At 68.0% G+C, this 23,512-nt stretch carries 24 protein-coding genes; 8 read left to right on the top strand and 16 right to left on the bottom strand.

Annotation, left to right across the window (positions count from 1 at the left end):
• The first annotated feature begins 107 nt into the window (after positions 1-107).
• On the top strand, positions 108-1,913 hold the full coding sequence (locus tag NMQ11_RS00820) for an acyl-CoA dehydrogenase family protein (RefSeq protein ID WP_255169491.1): 1,806 nt from the start codon (positions 108-110) through the stop codon (positions 1,911-1,913).
• A 19-nt stretch (positions 1,914-1,932) separates the two neighbouring features.
• On the opposite strand, the gene NMQ11_RS00815 is transcribed toward NMQ11_RS00820, so the two are convergent.
• The 8 genes from NMQ11_RS00815 to NMQ11_RS00780 form a co-directional block, all read right to left on the bottom strand.
• A complete protein-coding gene (locus NMQ11_RS00815) occupies positions 1,933-3,267 on the bottom strand; it encodes a cytochrome P450 (protein WP_255169490.1) in 1,335 nt (444 codons plus the stop codon).
• Between the two features lie 58 nt (positions 3,268-3,325).
• A complete protein-coding gene (locus NMQ11_RS00810; RefSeq protein WP_255169489.1) occupies positions 3,326-4,207 on the bottom strand; it encodes a hypothetical protein in 882 nt (293 codons plus the stop codon).
• Positions 4,208-4,251: 44 nt separating this feature from the next.
• Entirely contained in the window at positions 4,252-4,770 is a 519-nt protein-coding gene (gene hjc / locus NMQ11_RS00805) for a Holliday junction resolvase Hjc (RefSeq protein ID WP_255169488.1), read from the bottom strand.
• Between the two features lie 51 nt (positions 4,771-4,821).
• Complete coding sequence (locus NMQ11_RS00800) at positions 4,822-5,640, bottom strand: CPBP family intramembrane glutamic endopeptidase (protein WP_255169487.1); 819 nt, start codon at positions 5,638-5,640, stop codon at positions 4,822-4,824.
• A 112-nt stretch (positions 5,641-5,752) separates the two neighbouring features.
• The gene (locus tag NMQ11_RS00795; RefSeq protein WP_255169486.1) at positions 5,753-6,286 is read right to left on the bottom strand and encodes a DoxX family protein; all 534 of its coding nucleotides are present in this window, start codon (positions 6,284-6,286) and stop codon (positions 5,753-5,755) included.
• 162 nt (positions 6,287-6,448) lie between these two features.
• Entirely contained in the window at positions 6,449-7,732 is a 1,284-nt protein-coding gene (locus NMQ11_RS00790) for an adenosylhomocysteinase (RefSeq protein ID WP_255169485.1), read from the bottom strand.
• A 167-nt stretch (positions 7,733-7,899) separates the two neighbouring features.
• Positions 7,900-8,571: a hypothetical protein gene (locus NMQ11_RS00785; protein ID WP_255169484.1), complete on the bottom strand. Its 672-nt coding sequence runs from the start codon at positions 8,569-8,571 to the stop codon at positions 7,900-7,902.
• Between the two features lie 132 nt (positions 8,572-8,703).
• A complete protein-coding gene (locus tag NMQ11_RS00780) occupies positions 8,704-10,002 on the bottom strand; it encodes an amidohydrolase (RefSeq protein ID WP_255169483.1) in 1,299 nt (432 codons plus the stop codon).
• 116 nt (positions 10,003-10,118) lie between these two features.
• Between NMQ11_RS00780 and NMQ11_RS00775 the strand changes: the two genes are divergently transcribed.
• Positions 10,119-11,426, top strand: coding sequence for a threonine synthase (locus tag NMQ11_RS00775; protein WP_255169482.1), 1,308 nt, complete (start codon positions 10,119-10,121; stop codon positions 11,424-11,426).
• 8 nt (positions 11,427-11,434) lie between these two features.
• Here the strand turns inward: NMQ11_RS00775 and NMQ11_RS00770 are convergent, their stop codons facing one another.
• Together NMQ11_RS00770 and NMQ11_RS00765 are read right to left on the bottom strand one after the other, a co-directional pair.
• Entirely contained in the window at positions 11,435-11,731 is a 297-nt protein-coding gene (locus tag NMQ11_RS00770) for a hypothetical protein (RefSeq protein WP_255169481.1), read from the bottom strand.
• 8 nt (positions 11,732-11,739) lie between these two features.
• Positions 11,740-11,862 carry a hypothetical protein gene (locus NMQ11_RS00765; RefSeq protein WP_255169480.1) on the bottom strand — a complete coding sequence of 41 codons (123 nt, stop codon included), beginning with the start codon at positions 11,860-11,862 and terminating at the stop codon, positions 11,740-11,742.
• A 197-nt stretch (positions 11,863-12,059) separates the two neighbouring features.
• Between NMQ11_RS00765 and NMQ11_RS00760 the strand changes: the two genes are divergently transcribed.
• From NMQ11_RS00760 to NMQ11_RS00750, 3 genes are all read left to right on the top strand, one after another.
• A complete protein-coding gene (locus NMQ11_RS00760) occupies positions 12,060-12,851 on the top strand; it encodes a stage II sporulation protein M (protein ID WP_255169479.1) in 792 nt (263 codons plus the stop codon).
• Between the two features lie 81 nt (positions 12,852-12,932).
• Complete coding sequence (locus NMQ11_RS00755; protein ID WP_255169478.1) at positions 12,933-13,811, top strand: DUF5518 domain-containing protein; 879 nt, start codon at positions 12,933-12,935, stop codon at positions 13,809-13,811.
• A 91-nt stretch (positions 13,812-13,902) separates the two neighbouring features.
• A complete protein-coding gene (locus NMQ11_RS00750; protein ID WP_255169477.1) occupies positions 13,903-14,823 on the top strand; it encodes a glycosyltransferase family 2 protein in 921 nt (306 codons plus the stop codon).
• 43 nt (positions 14,824-14,866) lie between these two features.
• On the opposite strand, the gene NMQ11_RS00745 is transcribed toward NMQ11_RS00750, so the two are convergent.
• Positions 14,867-17,497, bottom strand: a complete 2,631-nt coding sequence (locus NMQ11_RS00745) for a heavy metal translocating P-type ATPase (protein ID WP_255169476.1) — start codon at positions 17,495-17,497, stop codon at positions 14,867-14,869.
• A gap of 183 nt (positions 17,498-17,680) precedes the next feature.
• Between NMQ11_RS00745 and hisG the strand changes: the two genes are divergently transcribed.
• Positions 17,681-18,535, top strand: coding sequence for an ATP phosphoribosyltransferase (gene hisG, locus NMQ11_RS00740; RefSeq protein ID WP_255169475.1), 855 nt, complete (start codon positions 17,681-17,683; stop codon positions 18,533-18,535).
• A gap of 103 nt (positions 18,536-18,638) precedes the next feature.
• On the opposite strand, the gene NMQ11_RS00735 is transcribed toward hisG, so the two are convergent.
• The 3 genes from NMQ11_RS00735 to NMQ11_RS00725 all read right to left on the bottom strand — a co-directional run bounded on the left by NMQ11_RS00735 (position 18,639) and on the right by NMQ11_RS00725 (position 20,702).
• Entirely contained in the window at positions 18,639-19,208 is a 570-nt protein-coding gene (locus NMQ11_RS00735) for a DUF7344 domain-containing protein (protein ID WP_255169474.1), read from the bottom strand.
• A 430-nt stretch (positions 19,209-19,638) separates the two neighbouring features.
• The gene (locus tag NMQ11_RS00730) at positions 19,639-20,028 is read right to left on the bottom strand and encodes a DUF7473 family protein (RefSeq protein ID WP_255169473.1); all 390 of its coding nucleotides are present in this window, start codon (positions 20,026-20,028) and stop codon (positions 19,639-19,641) included.
• Positions 20,029-20,141: 113 nt separating this feature from the next.
• Entirely contained in the window at positions 20,142-20,702 is a 561-nt protein-coding gene (locus tag NMQ11_RS00725; protein ID WP_006092636.1) for a TATA-box-binding protein, read from the bottom strand.
• A 180-nt stretch (positions 20,703-20,882) separates the two neighbouring features.
• On the opposite strand from NMQ11_RS00725, the gene NMQ11_RS00720 reads away from it, so the two are divergent.
• Positions 20,883-21,953 (top strand): methyltransferase domain-containing protein, encoded by a 1,071-nt coding sequence (locus tag NMQ11_RS00720; protein WP_255169471.1) that lies wholly within the window; start codon positions 20,883-20,885, stop codon positions 21,951-21,953.
• Between the two features lie 11 nt (positions 21,954-21,964).
• On the opposite strand, the gene NMQ11_RS00715 is transcribed toward NMQ11_RS00720, so the two are convergent.
• Both NMQ11_RS00715 and NMQ11_RS00710 read right to left on the bottom strand, forming a co-directional pair.
• Entirely contained in the window at positions 21,965-22,336 is a 372-nt protein-coding gene (locus tag NMQ11_RS00715) for a hypothetical protein (protein WP_255169470.1), read from the bottom strand.
• A gap of 49 nt (positions 22,337-22,385) precedes the next feature.
• Entirely contained in the window at positions 22,386-22,823 is a 438-nt protein-coding gene (locus NMQ11_RS00710) for an acyl-CoA thioesterase (RefSeq protein ID WP_255169469.1), read from the bottom strand.
• Positions 22,824-22,911: 88 nt separating this feature from the next.
• Between NMQ11_RS00710 and NMQ11_RS00705 the strand changes: the two genes are divergently transcribed.
• Entirely contained in the window at positions 22,912-23,487 is a 576-nt protein-coding gene (locus tag NMQ11_RS00705) for a hypothetical protein (RefSeq protein WP_255169468.1), read from the top strand.
• The last annotated feature ends 25 nt before the right edge of the window (positions 23,488-23,512 follow it).

Below are 23,512 nucleotides of genomic sequence, written 5' to 3'. Positions count from 1 at the left end.
GAAATCGAGCCTCGAGGCGGCTTCTCGACGGTCGAAAACAACGTCGGGAAACGGACGAACGGTTTCTCGAGCGACAGTTTATCGGGGTGGCCCGCACAGTAGCGGCCATGTCACCACCCATCGACTACGGCGCCTTCGACGAGGGGCGTCACGTCAACTACTGGGCGCTCGACCGGACCCTGCAGCGGGAGCTCCGGCGGGTGTACACGCGCGAGGAGTTCGACTGGGCGGAGCCCCGCCTCGAGTCCTTCGGCGACCTCGTCGGGAACGTCGTCGCCGACAGCGCCGACTACATCGACGACCACGGACCGGAGCTCGAGACCTACGACAAACACGGCGAAATCCAGAATCGCGTGCGGTACCCCGCCGAGCAGTACGAGAACGAGCGAGCCGTCTACGAGTCGGGGATCGTCGCCGACGTCTTCGAGGCCCCGCCGGGTCGCGAGGAGCCGCTGCCGTTCTCGCACAATCTCGCGATGCAGTACCTGCTGAGCTACGCCGACCCCGGCTTCGACTGCCCCGTCGCGATGACCGCGGGGGCGGCGCTGGTTCTGGAGAAGTTCGGCGACGACGACCTCGAGCCCTACCGCGAGGCGCTGACGAACCGCGAGTACGACGGCCTCATCGAGGGGGCGATGTTCCTCACCGAGAAGCAGGGCGGCAGCGACGTCGGCGCGGCCGAGACGCGCGCCGAATGGGACGAAGACGAGGGGTGCTGGCGCCTGTACGGCGAGAAGTGGTTCTGCTCCAACATCGACGCCGAAGGAACGCTCGCGCTCGCTCGGGCCGAGGGTGCCCCCGAGGGAACGGCGGGGCTCTCGATGTTTCTCGTGTCGCATTCGGCTCTGGAAGGCGGACCGGTGACGAAAGGCGACCTGCTCGAGGACGGCCCCCTCTCCCCCGACGAACTCAACGACCAGCTGTACCGCCGGCTGAAGGACAAACTCGGCACCATCTCGGTGCCGACGGGTGAGGTCGAGTTCACGGGCGCGAAGGCGTATCTCGTGGGCGAGGCGGAATACGGCTTCAAACAGATGGCCGAGATGCTCAACCTCGAGCGGCTGTCGAACGCCGCCGCCTCCTGTGGGATCATCGGGCGAGTGGCCCTCGAGAGCAAGATCTACGCCGCGAACCGGGAGGCGTTCGGCGAGACGATCGACCAGTACCCGCTCATGCGGGCGGATCTGGTCGACATGGCCGTTTCCCACGAGGCCGCGACGGCGTACGTCTTCGAGGCCGCGCGGCTGTTCGCAGAGCGCGAGCGGGCCGAACGAGCGGGGGAAGAAGCTGACGACGCCTACCGGCTGATGCGCCTGCTGATCCCGATCGCGAAGCTTCGAACCGCCCGGATGGCCGTCGACGCCGCCTCCTACGGGATGGAGATCCACGGCGGCAACGGTTACGTCAACGAGTTCGTCACCAACCGGCTGCTCCGGGACGCGCAGGTGCTGCCCATCTGGGAGGGCACCGAGAACGTCCTCTCGCTCGACGTGCTCCGGGCGCTCGAGCGCGAGGCCGCTCACGAACCGCTGTTCGAGGCGATCGAAGGGGGGCTCGCCGCGGTCGAGCACCCCGCACTCGCGAATGCCGCCGGAACCGTCGAATCCGAGTACCGCGACCTCGCAAGCGCGCTCGCGACGCTGACCGACGCCGACGGCGAGTACGCACAGCTTTCGGCCAAGCGCCTCGCCCACTACGTCTTCGACGTCTTCACCGCCGCCCTGCTGCTCGAGGAAGCCCAGACGGCCCTCGAGGACGGGAACGGCAGAACGGCGCTGGTCGCCCGGCGGTTCGTCGCGACCGAACTCGAGAGTCAGGCGGCGCGCGGGATCACCGAGGGCGACCGGTTCGCCCTCGAGCACTTCGATCCGATCGTGCGGTACGCGCCGGTCGAGCCGGCGGAACTCGGTTGAGCTGACTGGAGAGCGTCGATCACTCGTCTCGACGGTGCAGGCGCATCTCCATCCCGTCGGCGGGGTGAACCGTCAGCGATCCCCGGAGCGGAATCGGACCGTCGGCACGGCGCTCGAGGCGGAACTCCCGGATCACGGTCGCGGCGATGATCGGCGCCTCGAGCATGGTGAATCCCCTCCCGATGCAACCCCGCGGGCCGGCGCCGAACGGGAAGTAGGCGTAGGTGGAGTGGGTCGGCTCGCGCCAGCGATCGGGGTCGAACCGCTCCGGGCCCCGGAAGTAGCGCGGGTCGCGGTGGACCGCCCACTGCGGGAGCATGACGAACGATCCCGCAGGGATCTCGTAGCCGGCGAGTTCGGTCGTCTCGTCGGCCTGGCGGAACAGCACGTACACCGGCGGGTAGAGCCGCATCGACTCCCGGAGGGCGTTTCGCAGCGTCTCGAGCTTTCGAACGGCGGCCGCCGTCGGCGGTTCGTCGCCGAGAACGCGGACGACTTCGTCGTGGACCGTCCCCTCGACATCGGGGTTCTCGGAGAGTAGCGCCCAGGTGTAGGTGAGCACCAGCGCCGTCGTATCGTGGCCCGCGAGCAGCATCGTGACGAGTTCGTCCCGAATCCCGGTTTCGTCGATCCGGCCGGCCCCCTCCGCGCGCAACAGCAGCGCCAGCAGGTCCCGGTCGCCGCGGGCGATCCCATTTCGCCGACGCCTCGAAATCAGTTCGTCGACGACCTCCTCGAGGCGGGCGAGCGAGCGGGCGAACTCGCGGTTCTCCGGGGTCGGCAGCCAGTCGGGCACCACCACTCGGCGCGGGTCCGGTTCGAATCGGCTACCGATCGGCTCGAGGGACAGCGCCGTTTTCTTCGCCAGTCCGACCGGGAGGTCGACGCCGAACATCGCCTCGACGATGATCTCGAGGGTGACGCGGGCCATCTCCCACTCGAGGTCCCTGACCTCGCCGTCAGTCCAGCGATCGACCATTGCCGCCGCCCGGTCTGCCATCACGGGTGCCAGTCCGTCGATCCGGGCGGGGGCAAAGGCCGGCCCCGCCAGCTGACGGCGCTCGCGCCAGAGGTCGCCCTCGCTCAGCAACAGCCCCTCGCCGAGCAGGTCGTCGAACGCGTCGGTCTGGAAGTCGGGTTTCGAGTACCGGTGCTCCTCGCCGACGAGAACCCGTTCGATCCCCTCGGGGGAGGTCACCATGTACGTGTCTACCGGTCCGAAATCGAACGCCGCGACGTCGCCGTAGGCGTCGCGAACGGCGGTCATAAAGCGGAACGGGTCCCTCGCGTATCGGGGGATGACGCCGACGACGGGCGCGCCGCGCGGCCCCGGTGGTCGAGCCGAGACGGTCATAGGTGTCGGAGGACTCGAACGACGAAGAACGTTGACCCCGACAGCGTCGGATACCCGATCAGGTCAGCGCGTACGCCGCCCAGACGAACAGGACGCCGAGCAGTCCGGTCATCAGCGCCGCGTACGCCCCGATCGCGAGCGGGACGACGTCGACGAGCAACAGCCCCGCGGCGACGGCGAGAAACGTAACCCCCATCCCGCCGGCGACGATCGTCACCGGCCAGTTTCGCGGCTCCGGCTCGGCGCGGTCGGCCGGCTCGAGGTCCTCGAGAACCGCCTCGAAAGCCCGCGCGGCCTCCGGGGTGAACGCGAGTAACGAGGGCGTTCCGAACGATCGGACGCCCGAACGGTAGGAGACCCAGTACAGCACGGTTCCGCCGACGTCGAGGCGGCGAGCGCCGTCGATTCCCCCGAGCGGGACGGTGCCGGTGCGGTACTCGAGTGTCGGTCCGTCCGGGGAGAGCCGCCCCCAGGTAGTGAGCCCCGACGTCGCCACGAGGGCGACGAACAGCGCTCCGATGAGAACGCCCAGGGCTCGCGGATCGACGACGACGGCCGCCGCGAGCACGACCGCGCCCACCACCGCCGCCGCGAGCAGTCGCCAGGGGGTGAACACGGCCGCGTACCGCTCGGCGGTCGTCTCCGCGGGGTCGGAGACGGGGTCCGGAACGAACAGCGAGAGCCCCGGCCGGTAGTCGGCGTCGCGGATCGCCGGCAGCAGGTAGAGCAGCGAGAACGGGCCGCCGACGAGCACGAACAGCGCGAGGAGCGCGAGCGACGCGACGTTCCCCTCGACGGCCGCGGCCACCGCGCCGACCCCGGCGCTCGCGGCGACGGCGAGGAGCCCGCCGCCGAACAGTCCGATCCAGGCGTAGCAGACGGCGCGAACGGCGAACGAGTTCGCCGCGTCGATCCGCCACTCGATCGCGGTCTCCGTCATCGTGATAGACGGTTGTCGAGAGAAATCATAAGTTCTCTGTCCGATTACTCGAGCAGCTCCGCGGCCTCCTCGGCGCCCATCACGCCCTGTTCGACCGCGTTCAGCACGCGGAGGATCTCCGGGTCCGGACCGGGATCGGTCTGGCCGACCTCCTCGAGGGTGACCTTCCTCGAGTCGCCGATGAACTCCGCGAAGTCGACGCCGTCGGCGATCGCGGTTTCTTTTTTCACCCGATAGTTGCCCCCGCCGGTGACGTAGAGGTCGCCGGGGTGAAAGAAGTACCAGTCCTCGCGGTCGAACCGTACGGCGATTCGGGGTTTCGCCCCGAAGTTCCGCGCGAAGTAGATGAGCGCCTCGACCTCCTCGCCGGTGAGGTAGATCGGTTTCCCGGAACTCGACTTCGCCTCGATGGCGTAGAACCGCTCGCCGTCGCCGGCGAGGACGTCCGGCAGTTCCCGCTCCGTGGCCGCGCCGCTGGCGGGTGCCCGCATCACCGCGAAGCCCGCCTCGTCGAGTCTGTTGACGAGTTCGCGCTCGCGGCGGTCACCCTTCGCCTGAGACATGCCCGTACCTCGCCGCCGGGTGCTAATAAACGGGGTGGAGTCCGGCGCCGACTACAGCGCGAGCGCGGGCAGGAGGTCGACGACGACGGCCATCGCGGCCTCGAACTCCTCGGGGAAGAACTCCAGTACGAGGTAGAGCAGCGCGAACTGGAAGGCGTTGTAGAAGGCGTGGGCGGCGATCGGCGCGACGAGCGTCTCCGTGACGACGTACAGGTAGCCGAAGATGATCGAGCCGATAAAGAGCGTGAGCATGATCGGAACGAGCGCCATTGGATCGGCGGCCGTGCCGTCGAGCGCCAGGCCGTACGTTGGGATGTGAACCGCGGCGAAGATGGCGCTCGTGGCGATCACGGCCCCGATCGGTGTGAAGGCGGCGTAGAGGCGCTTCTGGATCACGTTTCGGAACAGGAACTCCTCGGCCGGGGCGTTGAACAGGAAGACGATGACGAGCATGAGCAACACCATCGTCGAGTCGTCGCCGATGAACTCGATGACCTGGTTGTCCGCCTCGGGAAGTCCGAGAACGGTCGACAGGATGCTGACGGCGTACATGACGGCGATCGCGACGACCGTCGCGAGGAGGGTGTACGCCCACTCCCGGGCCGTCGGCGCGCGCAGGTCGAGGTACGACCAGCCGTAGCCGCGCCAGCGGAGGTAGACGGCGCCGACGATCACCATTCCGACGAAGTTCAGCGCCATCATCGCGAGAATCGCCGACCGCGCGGCGTCCGCGGGCGACTCCGCGAGCGTCGGGTCGATGAACACCGCCGGCAGCACGGTGAACTGGGCGGCGACGAGGCCGCCCGCGGCGAGCAACAGTGCGGCGAGCAGCGAGCGCGTGTATGCGTCCCGTTGAAAGAGCGGATCCATATCCACGGCTACGTGAAGGAAGGTCTTGGGCGTTCCTTTCGCGACGGCGTGCTGCCGGCTCTGGAACGAGCGACGGGAGAAAGGCAGGAAAGAGAAGCGACCACCGAGTGGCTCACCCGAGCAGGTACCGGAGTTTCGGGTAGCGCTCGACGATCGGGAGCTCCTCGAGGTAGCGGCCGAGGCCGAGGATCCGGCCCGCCGCGAAGGCGCCCAGCGCGAGGAACACCGCGGCGTAGACGAGCTGGTCGTTGAGGAACCCGCCGGCGACGTCCCAACTGCCGAAGTAGAACATCACCATCTGGATCGACGCGCCCAGCGCGGCCAGGCGGACGAACGCGCCGGTGATCAGCGCGATGCCGATCAGGAGCTGTGTCCACGGGATAATCACGTCCACGGCGGCCATCATCGCGCCGCTCTCGGCCATCGCGCCGAAGGCGGCGCTCGCCGGGCTGGCCGGGTCGACGTTCGCGAGGTAGCCGTAGGCGCTGAACTCGCCGACGATCTTTCCGTAGCCGGCGGTGAGCATCACCCAGCCCATGATGAGCCGGAGACCGACGACCGCCCACGCGCTGAGCTGGTGGGGGGTTCCCTCGAGCGTTACGCCACCGAGACGGCTTTCCAATCTGTTTTGTGTGGTTGCTGCCATTGTCCTGTACCTCTACAGGTGAACAGTGGACGCCTATCCACGTATAACCGGCAAATGGTTCCCAGGCGTCGGGAAACTGATCGAAACTGCAGGAAAGTTTTGATTGAGGGGCGCTAACAGTAGACCGCCGTCAACCTCACCACGGCGGGCTACCTCTGCGAGTTACGTTCCGTGGTCCCACGAGCCCATGTACTCGCGCTGAACGTCGGTGAGCGCGTCGTGGGCGACGCCCTCGGCGGCGAGTTTGATCTCGGCGATCTCTTTATCTAGCTCGTCGGGGACGTCGTGGACGCCCGCCTCGTACTGCTCGGCGTTCTCGAGCATCTCGCGGACGCAGACGGCCTGGACGCCGAAGGACTGGTCCATCACCTCGACGGGGTGGCCGAGCGAGATCGGCGCCGCGAGGTTGACGAGTCGTCCCTCCGCGATGACGTTCAGCCGGCGACCGTCGTCCATCTCGTAGGCCTCGACGCCGTCGCGGGCCTCGTAGGTGTCGACCGCGAGGTCAGAGAGCGCCTCGAGGTCGATCTCGATGTCGAAGTGACCCGCGTTGGCGAGCAGGACGCCGTCCTGCATGGCCTCGAAGTGGTCCTCGACGATGACGTCGCGGTTTCCCGTGGTGGTGAGGAAGACGTCGCCGATCTCCGCTGCTTCGGCCATCGGCATCACGTCGTAGCCTTCCATGTGGGCCTCGAGCGCCCGGCGGGGCTCGACTTCGGTGACGATCACGTTCGCGTTCTGGCCCGCCGCTTTGCGGGCGACGCCCTTCCCGCAGTAGCCGAAGCCGGCGACGACGACGTTCTTGCCGGCCCACGAGAGGTTCGTGGTCATGGCGATGCTCGCGAGCGAGGACTCGCCGGTGCCGTGGACGTTGTCGAACAGCCGCTTCATCGGCGTGTCGTTCACCGCGAAGACGGGGTACTCGAGCGCCCCGTCCGCGTCCATCGCGCGCAGACGGTGGACTCCCGTCGTGGTCTCCTCCGCGCCGCCGACGATCCCCTCGATCAGGTCGGGGTGGTCCTCGTGGATCGCGGCGACGAGGTCCATGCCGTCGTCCACGGTAACGGTGGGTTCGTGGGCGATGACGGCCTCGATGGCGGCGTAGTACTCCTCGTCGTCGACGCCCCGTTTCGCGTAACTCGTGATGTTCTCGTGGGCTTCGAGCGCCGCGCTCACGTCGTCGTGAGTCGACAGCGGGTTACAGCCCGTCACCGCAACTTCGGCGCCGCCCTCCGCGAGCGTCTCGACCAGGATCGCCGTCTTCGCCTCGACGTGCATCGCCATCGCGATGCGCTCGCCCGAAAAGGGCTGCTCGGCGACGAACTCCTCGCGCAGGTGCGCTAAGATCGGCATGTGCTGGCTCGCCCAGTCCATCTTGCGTCGGCCCTCCTCGCGAGCGGCCGCCACGTCGTCTAGCTGCTCGCTGATCGGCGGATAGTCGGTCATACGCGAACAGAGTGTGACGGAGGGGAAAACGCTACCGAAGCGACAGCGGGGCGTATGCAGTTCGCTCGAACCCGGTTTCTCGAGCGGGCTCGAGTCGATGCAACGGTCCGACGACGGGGGCGTGCCTCTGACGGAACAAAACTCCGTCGCGTGGACGCGTCGAGCGGTTAGCTATCGTCCGTGTCGTCCGAGTCGTCATCATCCGGCGGGCCGGCGTGTGACGGCGGCCCCTGGCGGTCGTCGTCCTCCTCATCGTCGTCTTCCTCGTCGCCGTTGTCGTCCGACGGACCGGCATGATCCGGCGGCCCCTGGTCGCCGGACGGACCGGCGTGTTCGGGCGCGTTACCCGGGTTGTTCTCGAGGACGAAACTCGCCACCGAGAGGCCGAACGGACCGTCCGTCGAGCCGAAGTTGTCTGAGACGAACCACGAAACCCGTTCACCGAAGTTCGAGAATTTGGGTTCGCCACCGTTCTCAGGCGCTGGCTCGAAGGTCGCCTCCGCCGTTCCGAATGCGCCATCGGCGGTCGCCGTAACAGTCACGTTCACGGTTTCGTTCGGAGCCGAAAACGAGGCCGTCCCGTTCTCGTCGGTCGCGTTATCGTAGTCGCCCGCATCGGCGTACGAGGCGTTCTCGTCGGCCACCGAAACGTTGAGTGTGGCGTTCTCAACTGCGGTGTCGTTCGCGGTAACGGTCACGTACACCAGCTCGTCCTGTTCGACGTCGACGTCGAGATGGTCGTTTTCGCCCTCCTCCGCAGCAACCATTCCGGGCAGTGCAACAACGGACAGTATCATTACGGCGGCAAGCAGCGCCGCCAGACGTTGGTCGTATCTCATTCCACCCGAGAAATTCAAGAAACAACGAATAAACCCCGCCGGACGTTCGGGTCGTTCGCGAACGGTAATAGCCTCTCGAAAACCGTTCTAAGCGTTTATCGACCGCAGAGAGCGTTCAAAACGAGTCCGTCGTCAGCCGTCGGCCCGCTCCGCGAGCGCCGAGGCGTGCTCTGTGGCCCGCTCGAGCACCGCCCCCTCCTCGAGCGTCTGCACCTCGCGGTCGCGCATCAGCACCCTGCCGTCACAGACGGTGTGACGGACGTCGGCCGCCGCGGCCGCGTACGCGAGGTGGCTCACGAGGTCGTGGGCCGGCGTGAGGTGCGGTTTCTCGAGGTCGATCACCGCGAGGTCGGCGGGGGCGCCCTCGACGAGGCGGCCGGACTCGAGGCCGAGGGCGTCGGCGCTTCCTCGGAACGTCATCTCGACGACCGCCTCGGCGGGAACGGCGCTCGCGTCGTCGGTCGCGAGTTTCCCGAGCATGGCCGCGTCGCGGGCCTCGTCGAGCATCGAGAGGTCGTTGTTCGAGGCCGCGCCGTCGGTGCCGAGGCCGACGGTGACGCCGGCGTCGAGCAGATCCTGAACGGGGGCCATCCCGCTGGCGAGTTTCATGTTCGAGGCCGGACAGTGGATCACGCTCGCGCCGCTCTCGGCGAGCAGGTCGATTTCGCGCTCGTCGACGTGGACCCCGTGGGCGAGGAAGTCCTCGCGCTCGAGCATCCCCACCTCGAGGGCGTACTCGAGCGGCCGCATCCCGCGTTCGTCGACGATCGGCGACACCTCGTCGCGGGTTTCGTTCGCGTGGTAGTGGACTGGGACGCCGAGGTCGCGGGCCTCGGGGACGAACTCCTCGAGATACTCTTCGCCGACGGTCGTCAGCGAGTGGGGCATGAACGCCGTTCCGATCCGGCCGTCGGCCGCGCCGTCGAACTCGGCGGCGACCGCGAGGCTCTCTTCGGCGTCCGCGCGGGCGGCTTCCTCGTCCTTGCCGATCGTGACGATGCCGTGTCCCAGACGGGCGCGCACGCCCGCCTGCTCGATGACACTGGCGATCTCGGGGACGTGAAAGTACATGTCCGCGAACGCGGTCGTTCCCGACTTGATCATCTCGAGGACGCCGAGTTCGGTCCCGACGCGGACGTCCTCGGCCGTGAGCGCCCCCTCGACCGGCCAGACGTCCTCGCGGAGCCACGTCTCGAGGGGCTTGTCGTCGGCGTACCCCCGCAACAGCGACATTGCGACGTGACAGTGGCCGTTGACGAACCCCGGCGTCACCAGCGAGTTCGAGGCGTCGAGGCGCTCGTCGGCCGCGCCCGCGAGGTCGGGAGCGATCTCGAGGATCTCGCCGGTTTCCCGGTCGACCAGCACGTCCGCGCGTTCGATCGTCAGCTCCGGCAGAAGCAGCCGTCCGCCCGTGATCGCCAGCGTACTCATGGCTCGAGCTTTCCGCTCCGGGGGCGTCAATCTGCCGTCTCCCGTCGCGGTCTCGAGACCCCGGAGTCCTGCGGGCGTCCACCAGAGCTATTTTCCGACGCCTCGTTGCGCCCGCCATGAACCCCGACCGATCGCTGGCGACCGGTCAGCGCTCACTCGCAGCCCCCGAGATCGAGTACCCCCTCGAGCCGGCGCTCACCGGCGGCTGTCCGGAGGCGAGCACCGACGAGGTGCAGTACCCCGTCGGCGTCGACTACGCCTACGACGACCTCGAGTCCGCGCTGTTCGACGCACCGCCGAAAGCGGGACTCGAGCGCTGGCAACCACTCTTGCCGCCGCTCGCCCCCGAAACGCGGCTGGGCGAGGGGAACACGCCGCTGGTGTCGGTGCCGGCGGTCGGCGACTGGCTGGGTCTCGAGGAGGTGTACGTCAAAGACGAGAGTCAGAACCCAACCTGGAGCCACAAGGACCGGCTGAACCGGTGTACCGTCAGCGCCGCCGCCCGCGAGGGCGCGGCGGGGGTCGTCGCCTCCTCAACCGGAAACCACGGGGCCGCGGCCGCCGCCTACGCCGCTCGCGCCGGTCTCCCCTGCGTCGTGTTCACCGCCTCGCGGACCCCGCCCGCGGTCCAGGCGTTCATCGAGCGCTACGGGGCCGTCCTCCTGGCCGTCGACGACATCGAGGTGCGACAGGACGCCGTGAATCGGCTCGCCGACGAGTACGGCTTCCACGCCGTCAGCTCTCGCACCCGGGTCCACACCGGCCACGCCTGGGGGCCGGAGGGGTACAAGACGATCGCCTACGAGCTCTACTGCCAGTTCGACGGGTCGGTTCCCGGCACCGTCGCGGTTCCGACCTGTTACGCCGAACTCCTGTACGGCGTCTGGAAGGGGTTTCGCGAACTCGAGTCGCTGGGTCTCGCCGATCGGACGCCGTCGATCGTCGCCTGCGAACCCGGCGTGCGCGCCCCGCTCCGGGCGGCCGTCGCCGCGGGGCGAGAAATCGCCCGCGTCGAGCCCGAACCCACCGAGGCGTACTCCATCAAGGCGACGACGAGCAGCGTGCGCGGACTGCGCGCGATCCGCGAGAGCGGCGGTATCGTCGTCGGCTTCAGCGAGGCCGAACTCGAGGAGAGCCACCACCGCCTCGCGCGGAGCGGGCTCTGGCAGGAAGACTCGGGTGCAGCCGGCGTCGCGGGGCTCCAGGCATTATTCGAGCTCGACTCGGCTCACGCTGGCGACGGTCCAGTCGCCGTAGACGCGGACGGTGAGCCCGTCTCGGCTCCCGAACTCGAGTCGCCCGTCGTCGCGATCGCGACCTCGAGCGGGTTCAAGAACGGCCGAACGCACGAGGCCCCGCGGGTCGAGCCCGAGTGGACGGCGATCCGGGAGGCGCTCGAGGCCCACGGCGTTCTCGGGGACTGAGTCGCCGCTCAGGTCGACCCCGGGTCGCGGTCGAGTTCGGCGGCCAGGATCCGATACCGGTAGGAGCCGCTGTAGCCCCGCGACCACTTCTCGAGGTAGGGCCGACTCTCACAGAACATCCCGAACAGTTCGAGGGAAAACGCCGGATCGATCTCGGCTTCGACGCCCTCGTACAGCACGCGCGACTTGACGTACGGACCGCGCGTCGGGTGCTCGAGGTACTCGCGTCGAAGGTGGCGCCTGACGACCTCGTCGGCGCGCTCGAGATCGAACCGTCGCAGCGTGGCCGGCGGTTCGTCGACCATGGCGGGCGCTACGACACGTTGAGCACGAGCAGTATGCCCGCACCCAGGACGAGCGAGATCCAGAGGGTGAAGACGATCGCGGCGTGCGTTCCATTCAGTTCGTCACCGTCGAGGAACTTTCCAACGGACATCGTCGGACCGTAAGGGGTGGATCGGATTAAGCGGCGAGCGCGTTCCCAGTCGCTGGGAATCGTCGCAGGGCAGTAGCCGAACGGGCGCCTCGATAGTCCGGACGGCCGACCCAGGGTTCGGGTTCCGTCGCGTGACGACGACCGGAGAGGCGTTCGAGGCGGCGGGTTTTATTGAGTCGCCCAGTCTATCGAATCGTATGACAGACCGTTCGGACGGCACCCGAAGCTGGCTGGCCGTCTCCCTCGTCGTCGTCCTCGCGACGATCGCGACGGGGGCCGTCGCGGTGGTCGACCGCGGCGAGCCGACGGTGGCCCTCGGCGCCGCCCTCACCGCCGTCGCGATCGTCGCCCTCTCGGTGACCGCCCCCGACCGGCTCTCCGCGGCGTGGGCCGAACACCGCCGCTACGTCTGGTTCGCGACCGGGCTGTTCGCCGTCGGCTCGCTCCTGGGTGCGGTGCTCCTGCTCGCGGGGATCGACCTCACCGAGCTCTTCCTCGAACTCGTCGGCGACGAACTCGGCCTCGAGGACGGCGAGCCGGGCGAGGAGTTCGAACTCGAGCTGACGGCCACCTTCTTCATCCTCAACAACACCCCGCCGTTCGTGATGTCGATCCTCGGGGCGTTCACGCTGGGTGTGTTCACCGCGTTCGTAATGGTGTTAAACGGCGTGCTCGTGGGAAACATCGCCCTCTCGATGGCGGGACTCGCCGGCGTCGGTTTCATCGTCGTCGGCCTCGCACCCCACGGAATCTTCGAGCTGCCCGCGCTGTTCGTGGCCTCCGGCGTCGGCTTCCGGCTCGTCCACCGGTTCGGCCAGCGGGTACTGGGCACCCGCGAGTCGTTCCTCACGCGGGCGTACCTCTCGCGGACGGGGCTGCTCGTGCTGTTCGCCTGGCTCGTCCTCGTCGTCGCGGCGTTCGTCGAGGCGTACGTGACGCCCGCGCTGCTCGAGGCGCTGTTCGGCGCCGGCCTCGAGGACGGTCCCTGAAGCGACGGGAGCACTCGGCCGCGCCGGCGGCCGATTTCAGTCAGAAGATTGATCGCTTCGCGCGCTGTACCGGAACCACCGATGCACCCCGTTCGTCGCCTCTCCGATGGACTGACCGACAAGTCGCTGCGGGTCGCGATCCTCGTCGGGCTCGCGACGGTGCCCGTCACGCTGCTGCTCTCGTGGGAGTCGGTGGCCGGCGTAGACGACGGCGTCGTTCTCGGCGGGTCGATCTCGGGGACGCCCCTGCTGCTGGCCGCGTTGTTCGTCGGCTACTACTACAGCAACCGGGAACCCGACAGCCGCCGCGCCGGGATCTGGACCGGCCTCGCGGGCTCGCTCGCGGCCGTCCTCGTCTACCTGGCCAACGCGGCCGCGACGATCTGGGCCGCCTCGCCGCGAATGGCGGCCGTCGCGGTCGTTCTGACGCCGCTCAGCGTCGTCTTCGGCGTCGGACTCACCGTGCTCGTGACGATGCTCGCGGCCCAGTTCAGCGGGTGGGCGGCGCGGCGACTCAGTCGAGACCACCGGGTGCTCGAGCCGGAAACCGCCGCAGATCGGGCGTCATCCGACTCGCGGTGGTGGTACCGCCTCGTCGTCGCGTACGCGCTGTTCGCGCCGATCGCACTGGGCTACACGCTGGGGATTGCGCCCGAGAGCGGCGCCGAACTCGGACTGTCCGTCCTCCTGCTGTTCGTCCTGGTGCCGCTCTCGGTCCTCGCCTTCGTCGCGCTGTTCGTCGACGCGACGGCGCCTCGAGCCGCAGAAGCGGGCTGGTTCCCGAGCGTGTGGCTGTACGTGGGCGTTCCGATCGGCGCGTACGCACTCGTCTACGCGGGGGCGGCGTTCAGCGGGGAACCCCGCCCGGCCGCCCCCGGCGTGTTCGGGTTCACTGGGGCGCTCTGGGCGGTGGTCGTCGTCTACCTCGTTCAGCGCAACAGAGACGGCGGCCGGGCGTAGACGGAGCGCCTCGAGTTACGATCACTTCGCAGGTGACGGTCGTCGGCAGGGATGACGGCGGTTTATCACGCCGGCGAGAGAGGTCACCGGTATGGCCGAGAGTCCGCCGACGAGTGTGATTCTGCCGACGGTCGAGCCGGGCGGCGTCTGCGAGGAGGTCGCCGCCCAGTTGGGCGAGGACGACGAACTGCTCGTCGTCTGTGACGCCGAAACCGATCCCGTCGCGGAACGCGCCGACACGCTTCCCGACGGCGCTCGCGTCGTCGTCGCCGGCGAGCCCGACGGGTGTTCGGGGAAGGCGAACGCCGTCGCCGCCGGGATGGAAGCCGCCGAGAGCGAGCGCATCGTGTGGACTGACGACGACTTCCATCACCCACCCGACTGGCTCGAGGGGCTGCACGCCGACTACGCCGTTCACGGTCCGACGACGGAACTGCCGGTCTTCGTCGGCACGGACCCGCTGTCGCTCCTGCTCGAGCCGCTGTACGTCGTCGGGGGAACGCTCTCGGTCTACGTCAACGATCTCGCGTGGGCCGGGTCGGTGATCTTCGAGCGCGACGACCTCGACGAGGCGGGCTTCCTCGACGAACTTCGCCGAACGGTGAGCGACGACGGCCTGCTGGGCGAGCACCTCGAGGTCACGCCCGTCAAACGGCCGCGCCGCGTCGAGATCGGCGGGACGATCCGCGGGACGCTCGAGAGACACGCGCGATTCACGAAAATCGCCCACCGCCACGGTCCGAAGGCGAACGCCGCGAGCGGCGTCGGGGCCGCGGCGGTCACCGCCGCAGGCCTGGCGGTTCCGCTCCCGGCGATCGCGGTGCTGACGGCACTGCTGGGGGCGCTGTACGCGTCGTTCGGAATCCGCCGGTGGACCTTCCTGCTGGCGTACCCCGCGGTCCTGGCGTCCGTGCCGCTCATGGCGTACGGGCTGGCCCGCCGGACGTTCGTCTGGGGCGGTCGGCGGTACCGCTGGCCCTCGAAGTTCGACGTCCGGATCGAAGACGAGTGACCGACGGGATAGCGGGCGCCCGAAAAATTCGTGGCCCGCGACCTCAGCTGCGAATCCACGCGAGCGGCCGCAACACGATCGGCACGTAGTCCTCGTGGGGGTCGTACCTGGCGAACACCAGGCTGTTGGTCATCACGCTGACGCTCGAGCCGGCCATCGCGAGCCCCGCCAGCGCGGGGTTGAGCAGGCCGAGCGAGGCGATGGGGATCAGCGTGGTGTTGTAGACGAAGGCCCAGAACAGGTTCTGACGGACCTTCGAGATGGTCGCCTCCGAGATCCGGACCGCCTTGAGGACGTCCGCAGGGTCGTCGCGCATCAGGGTGACGTCGGCGGACTCGATGGCGACGTCGGTGCCCGAGCCGATGGCGACGCCGACCTGCGCGGTCGTGAGCGCGGGCGCGTCGTTGACGCCGTCGCCGACCATCATCACCCTCGCACCGTCGGCCTGCAGGTCCTCGACGTGGTCGGCCTTGTCCTCCGGGAACACCTCCGCGCGGACGTTGGCCTCGTCGATGCCGACGTCGCGGGCGACCGCTCTCGCCGTCCGCTCGTTGTCGCCGGTGAGCATCACGACCTCGAGACCCCGGTCGCGCAGCGTCGCGACGGTCTGACGGGCGCTCTCTCTGACCTCGTCGGCGACCGCGAGCACGCCCGCGAGTTCGCCGTCGAGGGCGACGAGGATCGCGGTCTTGCCGTCGCGCTCGAGGCCCGTCAACGTCTCCTCGGCGGGAGCGGGGTCGATCCCCGCGTCGCGGAGCAGTTCCCGTCGGCCGACGAGGACGCTCCCGCGGTCGGTTTCGGCGCGGATGCCGTGGCCGGGGACGTTCTCGAACTCGTGGACGTCGCCGTAGTCGATGCCGCGCTCGTCGGCGCCCTCGACCACCGCGCGGGCGATGGGGTGTTCGGAGCCGGATTCGGCGGCTGCGGCGGCGCCGAGAACGCGTTCGGAGACCAGTTCCTCCGAACTGGCGAGCGCGCCGCCGTCGGGCGCGGTCTCGGTGCCGCCGTCGGTGGCGGCCCCGTCCTCAATGGTTACGACGTCGGTCAGCGTCATCTCGCCGTGGGTCAGGGTCCCAGTTTTATCGAAGACGACGGTGTCGATCCCCCGGACCTGCTCGAGCACGTCGCCGCCCTTGAACAGGACGCCGTTGGTCGCGCTCAGAGTCGAGCCGACCATCGTCGCCGCGGGCGTCGCGAGCCCGAGCGCGCAGGGACAGGCGATCAGCAGCGAGGAAGCGAGGACGATCACGGAGAACTCGAGGACCGGCACGCCGCCGACGACCGGGCCGCCGCCGACGGGCTCGAGCAGCGGGAGCCAACCACCGAGCCACGACGAGGCGGCGTACAGCGTCTCGGGCGAGAGCGACCACAGGAGCGCCCAGAAGACCGCGTTTACGATCACCGCGGGGACGAAGTAGGCGCTCACCTTGTCGACCAGCCGCTGGATCTCGGGCTGGCGCGACTGGGCCTCCTTGACCCGCTCGACGATCTGCTGGATCGCCGTCTCGGAGCCGACCTTCGTGGCCTCGACGAGGAGCACGCCGTTCTCGTTGACCGTCGCGCCGACGACCTCGTCGCCCTCGCGCTTCTCGACCGGCACCGACTCGCCGGTGAGCATCGACTCGTCGACCGCGCTCTGTCCCTCGAGGACGACGCCGTCAGTCGGGATCCTCTCGCCCGGTCGAATCTTCAGCACGTCGCCGACCCGAACGTCGGCGAGCGGTACCTGCCGCTCTTCCCCGTCTTCGACGACGGTCGCCTCGTCGGCCTCCATCTCGAGCAGTTCCCGCAGGGCGTTGCCGGCTCGAGCCTTCGAGCGGACCTCGAGCCAGTTCCCCAGGGTGATAAACCAGAGGATGAACGCGACGGCCTCGAAGTAGAGCCCCTCGCTGGCGATCAGCCCGCCGAGGACGGCCGTGCTGTAGACGTAGCCCGCGGAGGTGCCCATCGCGACCAGCGTGTCCATGTTCGCCCGGCGGTTGTGCGAGAACGCCCGATAGGCGCCGGCGATGAACTCCTTCCCGAGCGTGGCCATCAGAACCGTCGCGAGGACGAACTCGAGCCAGCCTGGCGGGTGGGCGATCGCCATCGGCACCGGTGAGGCGACCCCCGCCGCCCCGAACAGCATGTCGACCATCATCGGCACGAACGGCAGGGTGAGCAGACCGCCGCCGATCACCAGCCGGCGCTGGCGGGAGAGTTCCCGCTCGACGGCCCGCTCGCGCTGGCTCTCGCCCTGGGTGCCGTCGGTGTCCTCGCGAACCGGCTCGTAGCCCGCCTCCTCGATGACGGCGTGGAGCTCCGCCAGCGACGCGTCCGCGGGGTTGTACCGCACCCGTGCCTCGTCGGACGCGAAGTTCACGTCCGCCTCGATCACGCCGGGATGAGCCTCGAGCGCCTCCGTAACCGTCCCCGAACAGGTCGAACACGACATCCCCATCACCGCGATCGTCCGGCTCTCGCTGGCCGCCTCGTATCCTGCGCCCTCGATCGCGTCGTAGATGGCCGCGAGCGACGTCTCCTCTGTGTCGTACTCGGCCGTCCCTTCGTCGGTCGCGTAGTTCGCGCTCGCGTCGTGGACGCCCTCGAGTTCGCCGACAGCGTCCTCGACGGCTCCCGAACACGTCGAACACGACATGCCGGTGATCTCGAGGTGGGCCCGTCTGGTCGTCATGGGCAGACCTACGAGCCACAGGTTCAAGCGAGTTGCCCCTCAGATTCTGCGATTCGTTCGGCCCGTACTTTCGAAAGTAAAGCTATCGAGGTCGAAATCCGGGGGGATCGATGCCGACCGCCCGGTCTCGCCGACTGACGCCGATGAAAAGACAGTTGCCACTACGCCCCCAACCACCGGCGTATGCGTATCGCCGTTCCCAACAAGGGCCGCCTGCACGAGCCGACGATCGACCTCTTGGAGCGGGCGGGACTCCATCTCGAGAACGGCGCCGACCGGAAGCTGTACGCCGAAACCGTCGACCCCGACGTCACCGTCCTGTTCGCCCGCGCGGCGGACATCCCCGAGTACGTCGCCGACGGCGCCGCCGAGATGGGGATCACCGGACTCGACCAGGTCCACGAGGCCGGCGTCGGCAACGTCGAGGAGCTGCTGGACCTCGACTTCGGGAAGTGCCGCCTCGTTCTCGCCGCCCCCGAGGACGGCGAGATCGACGCCGTCGCCGATCTCGGCGGGAAGACCGTCGCCACGGAGTTTCCGACCGTCACGCGGAACTTCTTCGCCGACGCCGGCGTCGACCCCACGATCGTCGAAGTGACGGGTGCAACCGAGCTCACCCCCCACGTCGAGATGGCCGACGCCATCGTCGACATCACGAGCACGGGGACGACGCTGAAGGTGAACCGACTGAAGATCGTCGAGGAGGTACTCTCGAGTTCGGTCCGGCTGTTCGCCCGCGAGGACGTACTCGACGAGCCGAAGGTGCGCGAGATTCGAACCGCCCTCTCGTCGGTCATCGCCGCCGACGGCAAGCGGTACCTGATGATGAACGTTCCCGAAGACCGACTCGAGGAGGTGCGCGACGTGATCCCCGGCCTCGGCGGGCCGACGGTCATGGACATCGCAAACGGAGGCGGGAGGAACGTCGCCGTTCACGCCGTCGTCGACGAGCGCGACGTCTTCGAGACGATCACCGAGGTCAAACGCCGCGGGGCGAGCGGCATCCTGGTGACCGAGATCGAACGGCTCGTCGAGTGACCGAGGTCGGCGCTCGCGGCGCCTGCGAACCAGCGGGCGAACCGAGCGACAAGGCGGGTGGGGACAGGTTTTAGGCGGTAGGGCGGCCGAAAGAGCTGCGAGATCAGGAGTACTGGCTGAGAATCGTCACCAACAGGAACAGCGCCGTGATGATCGTCCCGAGTGCGACGCCGGAGATCGCCAGCGCGCCGATCGCCGACGCCGACAGCAGTACCGCACTCAGGGCGGTGACGGCGGCGTAGTAGACGTTGTACTCGCCGCGGTCGGCGTCCGCGGGCTCGGGTTCGGTTTCGGTCTCGAGGTACGGCGCGAACAGCGACAGCTGATCGGTCGGCCAGACGATTCCGCGGGACTTGTTGTAGTCGATAATTCCTTCCTTGTCGAGTTTCGGCAGGTGCGACTGGTAAAGGGCGATGTACACGCGCTGGCGCTGTGAAGACGTCAGGTCATCGATGGTTGTATCGTTCTCCTTCGCTGCCACGTACTCGGCAATGTCTCGCATCTCGACAGCACCGTCGATCGAGAGGAGGTACGCGATCGCGTCTCGCCTGCGCTGGGTCTGGAGGATGTGAAACACGTCGTCGCGGGAGAGTTCCGTCGGCTCCTCGTCGGTGGAATCGTCGATGGAGGGCGCGGTTACGGAGCCGGTAGGTCTATCGTCAGTGATAGTCATGGTGCGTAATCCATCAGGGAAACCGGGGTAAAATAAACCGATTTGGTCGTTTCCATAGATTATACAGAATTTTATTCGGTTCGGGAAGATCAAATATCATTGACACGTTTCCACGGTCGTGAACTCGCCTTAATCCCGGGAAAGATTCACTAAATTTGATTGTCAGTTCCCCTATGTGTGTCTGACGCTCGATCGAGGTGTAGAGGGGGGGTTTCTGCCGTTTCCGCCTAAAAGATACAGAAAAAAGAATTCTTTACGATCGTTCTTGCCACCGGTATAGAGTGAAACAGTATACTTTTCAGTAATTTTTTTGGGCCGAACGCGGCGCCGAGAGCGCGTGTCTATCGGTAACGGTTGCCGGTAGAAGGCCGGATCAGCACGCTATTACCGCCGTTTTGAGACGGCCTATACGTCTCGGTCGTGCGACAGATCACCCGGGGGCGGTCCCCAGCAGTCGAACGACGTTGAAGACGGTGAACCCGATCAGCGCCGCGACGGTGTAGTAGATCACCGAAATGAGCAGCGTGAGCTTGTAGTCGGTGTCGTAGACGATCAGAATCGCGGTGTAGGCGATCGCGAGCGTGACCGGGATCACGACGACCGGCCCCCACTGCTGGAGCAACAGCGACGTCAGCGCCAGCGCCGGGGCGACGGTGAACGCGCGACGAACCCGGACGTCGCCCAGGACGTACCTCGCGGCGATGTGGAGCGTGACGCCGTAGAACGCCGTCGCCACCAGAAACGTCCCGAGGTACGCGAGCGGACCACCGGCGGCCGGGTCGATCCCCTCGGCCGTCACCTGTGCGACAGTGAACTCCATACCGGGTGGTAGTTCGGCACGCGTTTTGTGCCTGCCGAATGCCGGAGCTAGCGAGGATCACGGCGGGACGTCGCGCGGCGTCGCCAGTCCCGTCTAGGAAACCGAGAAGTCGGTTACTCGAGCAGGCCGAGGTCCTCGAGTCGCGAGACGATCTTATCGACGGCGTGTTCGGCGTCGACCGGCTTCTTCCCGCCGGTGATGACGAGTTTACCCGAGCCGAACAGCAGGGCGACGACCTCGGGGTCGTCGAGGCGGTAGACGAGCCCGGGGAACTGCTCGGGTTCGTACTCGATGTTCTCTAAGCCGAGCCCGATCGCGATCGCGTTCAGGTTGAGGTTGCGCCCCAGGTCCGCGCTGGTCACGATGTTCTGGACGACGATCTCGGGGTCCTCGTTCACCTGAATCTGGAGTTCGCGGAGCTTGTCGAAGACGATTCGGAGGCTCTCGTGGACGTCGTCGGTGCTCTTCGCGCCGGTGCAGACGATCTTCCCCGACCGGAAGATCAGCGCCGCGGACTTGGGGTTCTGGGTTCGGTAGACGAGCCCGGGGAACTGCTCGGGGTCGTAGTCGGCTCCCTCGAGGTCCATCGCGACGCTCTGGAGATCGAGTTCCTGTCCGATACCGGTCGATGCCACCACGTTTTCGATGTTGATGGTGTCCTTCGGATCCGTCATTAGTCGCTTAAAAAGACGTATTTAAGGTTTATAAAGCTTGGTACCGATGTCTGATCTATCCGGTTTCTAACGTGAGGCGATTCGACCCGATCGGGCGTCTCGAGCCCACTGCGGCCGGTGAACGGTCGCTCGCGGAACCGAAGCGGTAGGCTCATTGTCCGCCCGATGCGACGGACGAGCGTGTATCTACTCGAGTTCGGCGGCGAGGACGACGCGTTCGCGGCCCGGGAGGCAGCCAACGCCGCGACCGGAATCCGCCGGCTCGCACCCAGCCTCGCAGTCGCCCGCGGCGTGGTTCCCGGGGCGGTTCGCGGACTCGCTTACACCCGCCGGGCGAGCGACCTCCTCGGCCACGCCGACGCCAGCGTCGAGGGCGCGCGGGCGGTTCTCGAGGCCGCGAGCCTCGACCGCGAGGGAAGCGTCGCGGTCCGGGCGACCGACGTGCAGGGGTCGACCGGCGTCAGCACCGGGGAGGCCGAGCGCGTCCTGGGCCAGGTGCTGGTCGACCGCGGCTTCTCGGTCGACCTCGAGAACCCGGACCACGTGCTGCGCGCGGCGTTCTCCGCGGGCGAGTTGAAAGACGGCGGCGAGGTGCTCGAAGCGGGCGACGACGAGGACAGAACGACCGGCGAGCCGGTCGACGCCTGCGCGCTCGGCTGGCTCGTCGTCGAGAGCGTCAGGGACTTCGGCACCCGGAAGCCGACGGACAAGCCGTTCTTCCAGCCGGGCAGCATGGACCCGCTGCTCGCCCGCGCCGTGACGAACGTCGCGGGGGCGGCGCCCGGCCAGACGGTGCTCGATCCGATGTGCGGCACCGGCGGCGTGCTCGTCGAGGCGGGACTGCTCGGCGCCGACGTGATCGGCACCGACGCCCAGGCGAAGATGGTCGAGGGCGCGCGGACGAACCTCGAGCACTTCCTGGCTCCCGAGACTCCCTCTCCAGTCGGCGTCTCCCGGGGCGAGTTCCACGTCACCCGCGGCGACGCCACGCACCTTCCACTGGAAACGGACGCCGTCGACGCCGTCGTCTTCGACGCACCCTACGGCCGCCAGTCGAAGATCGCGACCCACCGCCTCGAGGACCTCGTCGCCGGCGCCCTCGCCGAGGCCCGCCGGGTCGCCTCGCGGGCGGTCGTCGTCGCCGACCGGTCGTGGGCCGCTCAGGCGCGGGCCGCGGGATGGGAGCTCGAAAGCGCCTTCGAGCGGCGGGTTCACCGGTCGCTCACGCGATACGTGCTGGTTCTCGAGTAGGCGCGAGACGCTCACCCGGTGAGCCGCGCGCGCCACCAGTCGACCGTCGCGGCGAGGACGCCGGCGCCGATCGCCCCGAACCAGGCCGCGAGCGAGGCGGCGACATCGGTTTCGTCCTGGGCGATGTCGAACACGCCCCAGAGGACGAACGCCGCGAGCCAGGTCGTCAGTCCGAACCGCCAGACGTGGGCGTAGGTGAGCCGGCTCGACCGGAGGACGAGAAATCCCACGAGGAAGCCAGGGATCAGTGCGAGGAGACTCAACTCGAGCGGAAGGAAGACGACGTCGGCGAAGATGCCGATCAGCGCAGCGGTCGGAATCGCGAGCAGGATCGTACAGCCGACGACGACGCCGGCCTGCTCGAGACGATCGGCGAAGGCCATACCGGCACCTCGGAGAGGCGCGAAAAGAGCCTGCCGGTTCGGGTAGCTCTCAGCGGTCCCGCGAGAGCGCCCTGTCCCGCAGCCGCTCGCCCTCCGCGCCCCCGACCTCGAGTTCGGGCACCGGCGTCGGTTTTCCCTCCGAATCGACGGCGACGAACGTGAAACTCGAGGCGGTCGTCTCCTCGCGCTCGCCGGTGCGGGGCTCCTCGCGCCAGGCGCGCAGCGCGACGTGGACGCTCGTCCGCCCGGCGTCGTAGACGTAGGACTCGACCACGGCGGTGTCCCCGATCCCGATGGGACGCTTGAAGTCGAGTTCGTTCACCCGCGCGGTGACGCAGGTCTCCCCCGCAAACCGCATCGCGGACATCGCGCCGACCTCGTCGAGCCACTTCATCAGGGTGCCCCCGTGAAGCGTCTCGTTGTTGTTCGCGTGGTTTGGCTGGACCCGAAAGCGGTTCTCGATGTAGGTCTCGAGCAGCGTGGGCATGCCCCACAGGAACACGACAGGGCGGATAAATCCGTTAGAAACGGGGCGATTTCGACGCTTTTTCGGTCGCACCGCGGGGTGCGTTCGTATGGATCGCGACTCAAGCCCGCAGTGGCCGCGCTGGTTTCGGTTCCTGTGTTACGGGCTGCTCGCGGCGATCGTTCTCGGACTGAGCTACCGGGCGCTCGAGGGCGCGGCAACGACGCGAGAGGCGCTGCAGGGGCTCGGCGGGATCGCCATCCTGTGTCTCCTGCTCGGCTACCGATACGTCTCCAGGACCCGCTGGCGCGGTCGAAACGCGCTGTCCGGGCTGGCGCTGCTCGCCTGTCTGGCGATCTCCGTGGGGATACTGACCGCACTGGCGCCCGGCGGCGAGTGGCTGGACCTCAAGCTCGCCGTTGTGCTGGGAGCCGGCGTCCTGCTCGCGCTCTCGCTGCTGCTGTCGCGGTACGTCTCCCTCTCGGGGCGGGTCTTCGGCGTCGTCGTCTCGGCCGCGGGGCTCGGAATCATCGGTCTCGGAACGCTCGATCTCGGCCGCGGTTCGCTGGCGGAGTACGACACGGTCGTCGCTGGGGTAATCTGCCTCCTTATCGGCCTGCTGTACGTGAGCAAACCGGAGGCGATGGCGGAACTCGAACGTCGGGCGCGAGAGTCGAGCGAGTGAGCGCCGCTCCGACCCGTCGCCGAGC

The organism is Natrononativus amylolyticus (assembly GCF_024362525.1).
Classification (GTDB): Archaea; Halobacteriota; Halobacteria; order Halobacteriales; family Natrialbaceae; genus Natrononativus; species Natrononativus amylolyticus.
The sequence above is the reverse complement of the archived record's forward strand: the minus strand, read 5'-3'. Positions and strand labels throughout refer to the sequence as shown.

What these genes read in the sequence shown, in the direction of transcription:
- NMQ11_RS00820 (WP_255169491.1), top strand. Translation starts at nt 108, where the DNA reads ATGTCACCACCCATCGACTACGGCGCCTTCGACGAGGGGCGTCACGTC.
- NMQ11_RS00815 (WP_255169490.1), bottom strand. Translation starts at nt 3,267, where the DNA reads ATGACCGTCTCGGCTCGACCACCGGGGCCGCGCGGCGCGCCCGTCGTC.
- NMQ11_RS00810 (WP_255169489.1), bottom strand. Translation starts at nt 4,207, where the DNA reads ATGACGGAGACCGCGATCGAGTGGCGGATCGACGCGGCGAACTCGTTC.
- hjc (WP_255169488.1), bottom strand. Translation starts at nt 4,770, where the DNA reads ATGTCTCAGGCGAAGGGTGACCGCCGCGAGCGCGAACTCGTCAACAGA.
- NMQ11_RS00800 (WP_255169487.1), bottom strand. Translation starts at nt 5,640, where the DNA reads ATGGATCCGCTCTTTCAACGGGACGCATACACGCGCTCGCTGCTCGCC.
- NMQ11_RS00795 (WP_255169486.1), bottom strand. Translation starts at nt 6,286, where the DNA reads ATGGCAGCAACCACACAAAACAGATTGGAAAGCCGTCTCGGTGGCGTA.
- NMQ11_RS00790 (WP_255169485.1), bottom strand. Translation starts at nt 7,732, where the DNA reads ATGACCGACTATCCGCCGATCAGCGAGCAGCTAGACGACGTGGCGGCC.
- NMQ11_RS00785 (WP_255169484.1), bottom strand. Translation starts at nt 8,571, where the DNA reads ATGAGATACGACCAACGTCTGGCGGCGCTGCTTGCCGCCGTAATGATA.
- NMQ11_RS00780 (WP_255169483.1), bottom strand. Translation starts at nt 10,002, where the DNA reads ATGAGTACGCTGGCGATCACGGGCGGACGGCTGCTTCTGCCGGAGCTG.
- NMQ11_RS00775 (WP_255169482.1), top strand. Translation starts at nt 10,119, where the DNA reads ATGAACCCCGACCGATCGCTGGCGACCGGTCAGCGCTCACTCGCAGCC.
- NMQ11_RS00770 (WP_255169481.1), bottom strand. Translation starts at nt 11,731, where the DNA reads ATGGTCGACGAACCGCCGGCCACGCTGCGACGGTTCGATCTCGAGCGC.
- NMQ11_RS00765 (WP_255169480.1), bottom strand. Translation starts at nt 11,862, where the DNA reads ATGTCCGTTGGAAAGTTCCTCGACGGTGACGAACTGAATGGAACGCAC.
- NMQ11_RS00760 (WP_255169479.1), top strand. Translation starts at nt 12,060, where the DNA reads ATGACAGACCGTTCGGACGGCACCCGAAGCTGGCTGGCCGTCTCCCTC.
- NMQ11_RS00755 (WP_255169478.1), top strand. Translation starts at nt 12,933, where the DNA reads ATGCACCCCGTTCGTCGCCTCTCCGATGGACTGACCGACAAGTCGCTG.
- NMQ11_RS00750 (WP_255169477.1), top strand. Translation starts at nt 13,903, where the DNA reads ATGGCCGAGAGTCCGCCGACGAGTGTGATTCTGCCGACGGTCGAGCCG.
- NMQ11_RS00745 (WP_255169476.1), bottom strand. Translation starts at nt 17,497, where the DNA reads ATGACGACCAGACGGGCCCACCTCGAGATCACCGGCATGTCGTGTTCG.
- hisG (WP_255169475.1), top strand. Translation starts at nt 17,681, where the DNA reads ATGCGTATCGCCGTTCCCAACAAGGGCCGCCTGCACGAGCCGACGATC.
- NMQ11_RS00735 (WP_255169474.1), bottom strand. Translation starts at nt 19,208, where the DNA reads ATGACTATCACTGACGATAGACCTACCGGCTCCGTAACCGCGCCCTCC.
- NMQ11_RS00730 (WP_255169473.1), bottom strand. Translation starts at nt 20,028, where the DNA reads ATGGAGTTCACTGTCGCACAGGTGACGGCCGAGGGGATCGACCCGGCC.
- NMQ11_RS00725 (WP_006092636.1), bottom strand. Translation starts at nt 20,702, where the DNA reads ATGACGGATCCGAAGGACACCATCAACATCGAAAACGTGGTGGCATCG.
- NMQ11_RS00715 (WP_255169470.1), bottom strand. Translation starts at nt 22,336, where the DNA reads ATGGCCTTCGCCGATCGTCTCGAGCAGGCCGGCGTCGTCGTCGGCTGT.
- NMQ11_RS00710 (WP_255169469.1), bottom strand. Translation starts at nt 22,823, where the DNA reads ATGCCCACGCTGCTCGAGACCTACATCGAGAACCGCTTTCGGGTCCAG.
- NMQ11_RS00705 (WP_255169468.1), top strand. Translation starts at nt 22,912, where the DNA reads ATGGATCGCGACTCAAGCCCGCAGTGGCCGCGCTGGTTTCGGTTCCTG.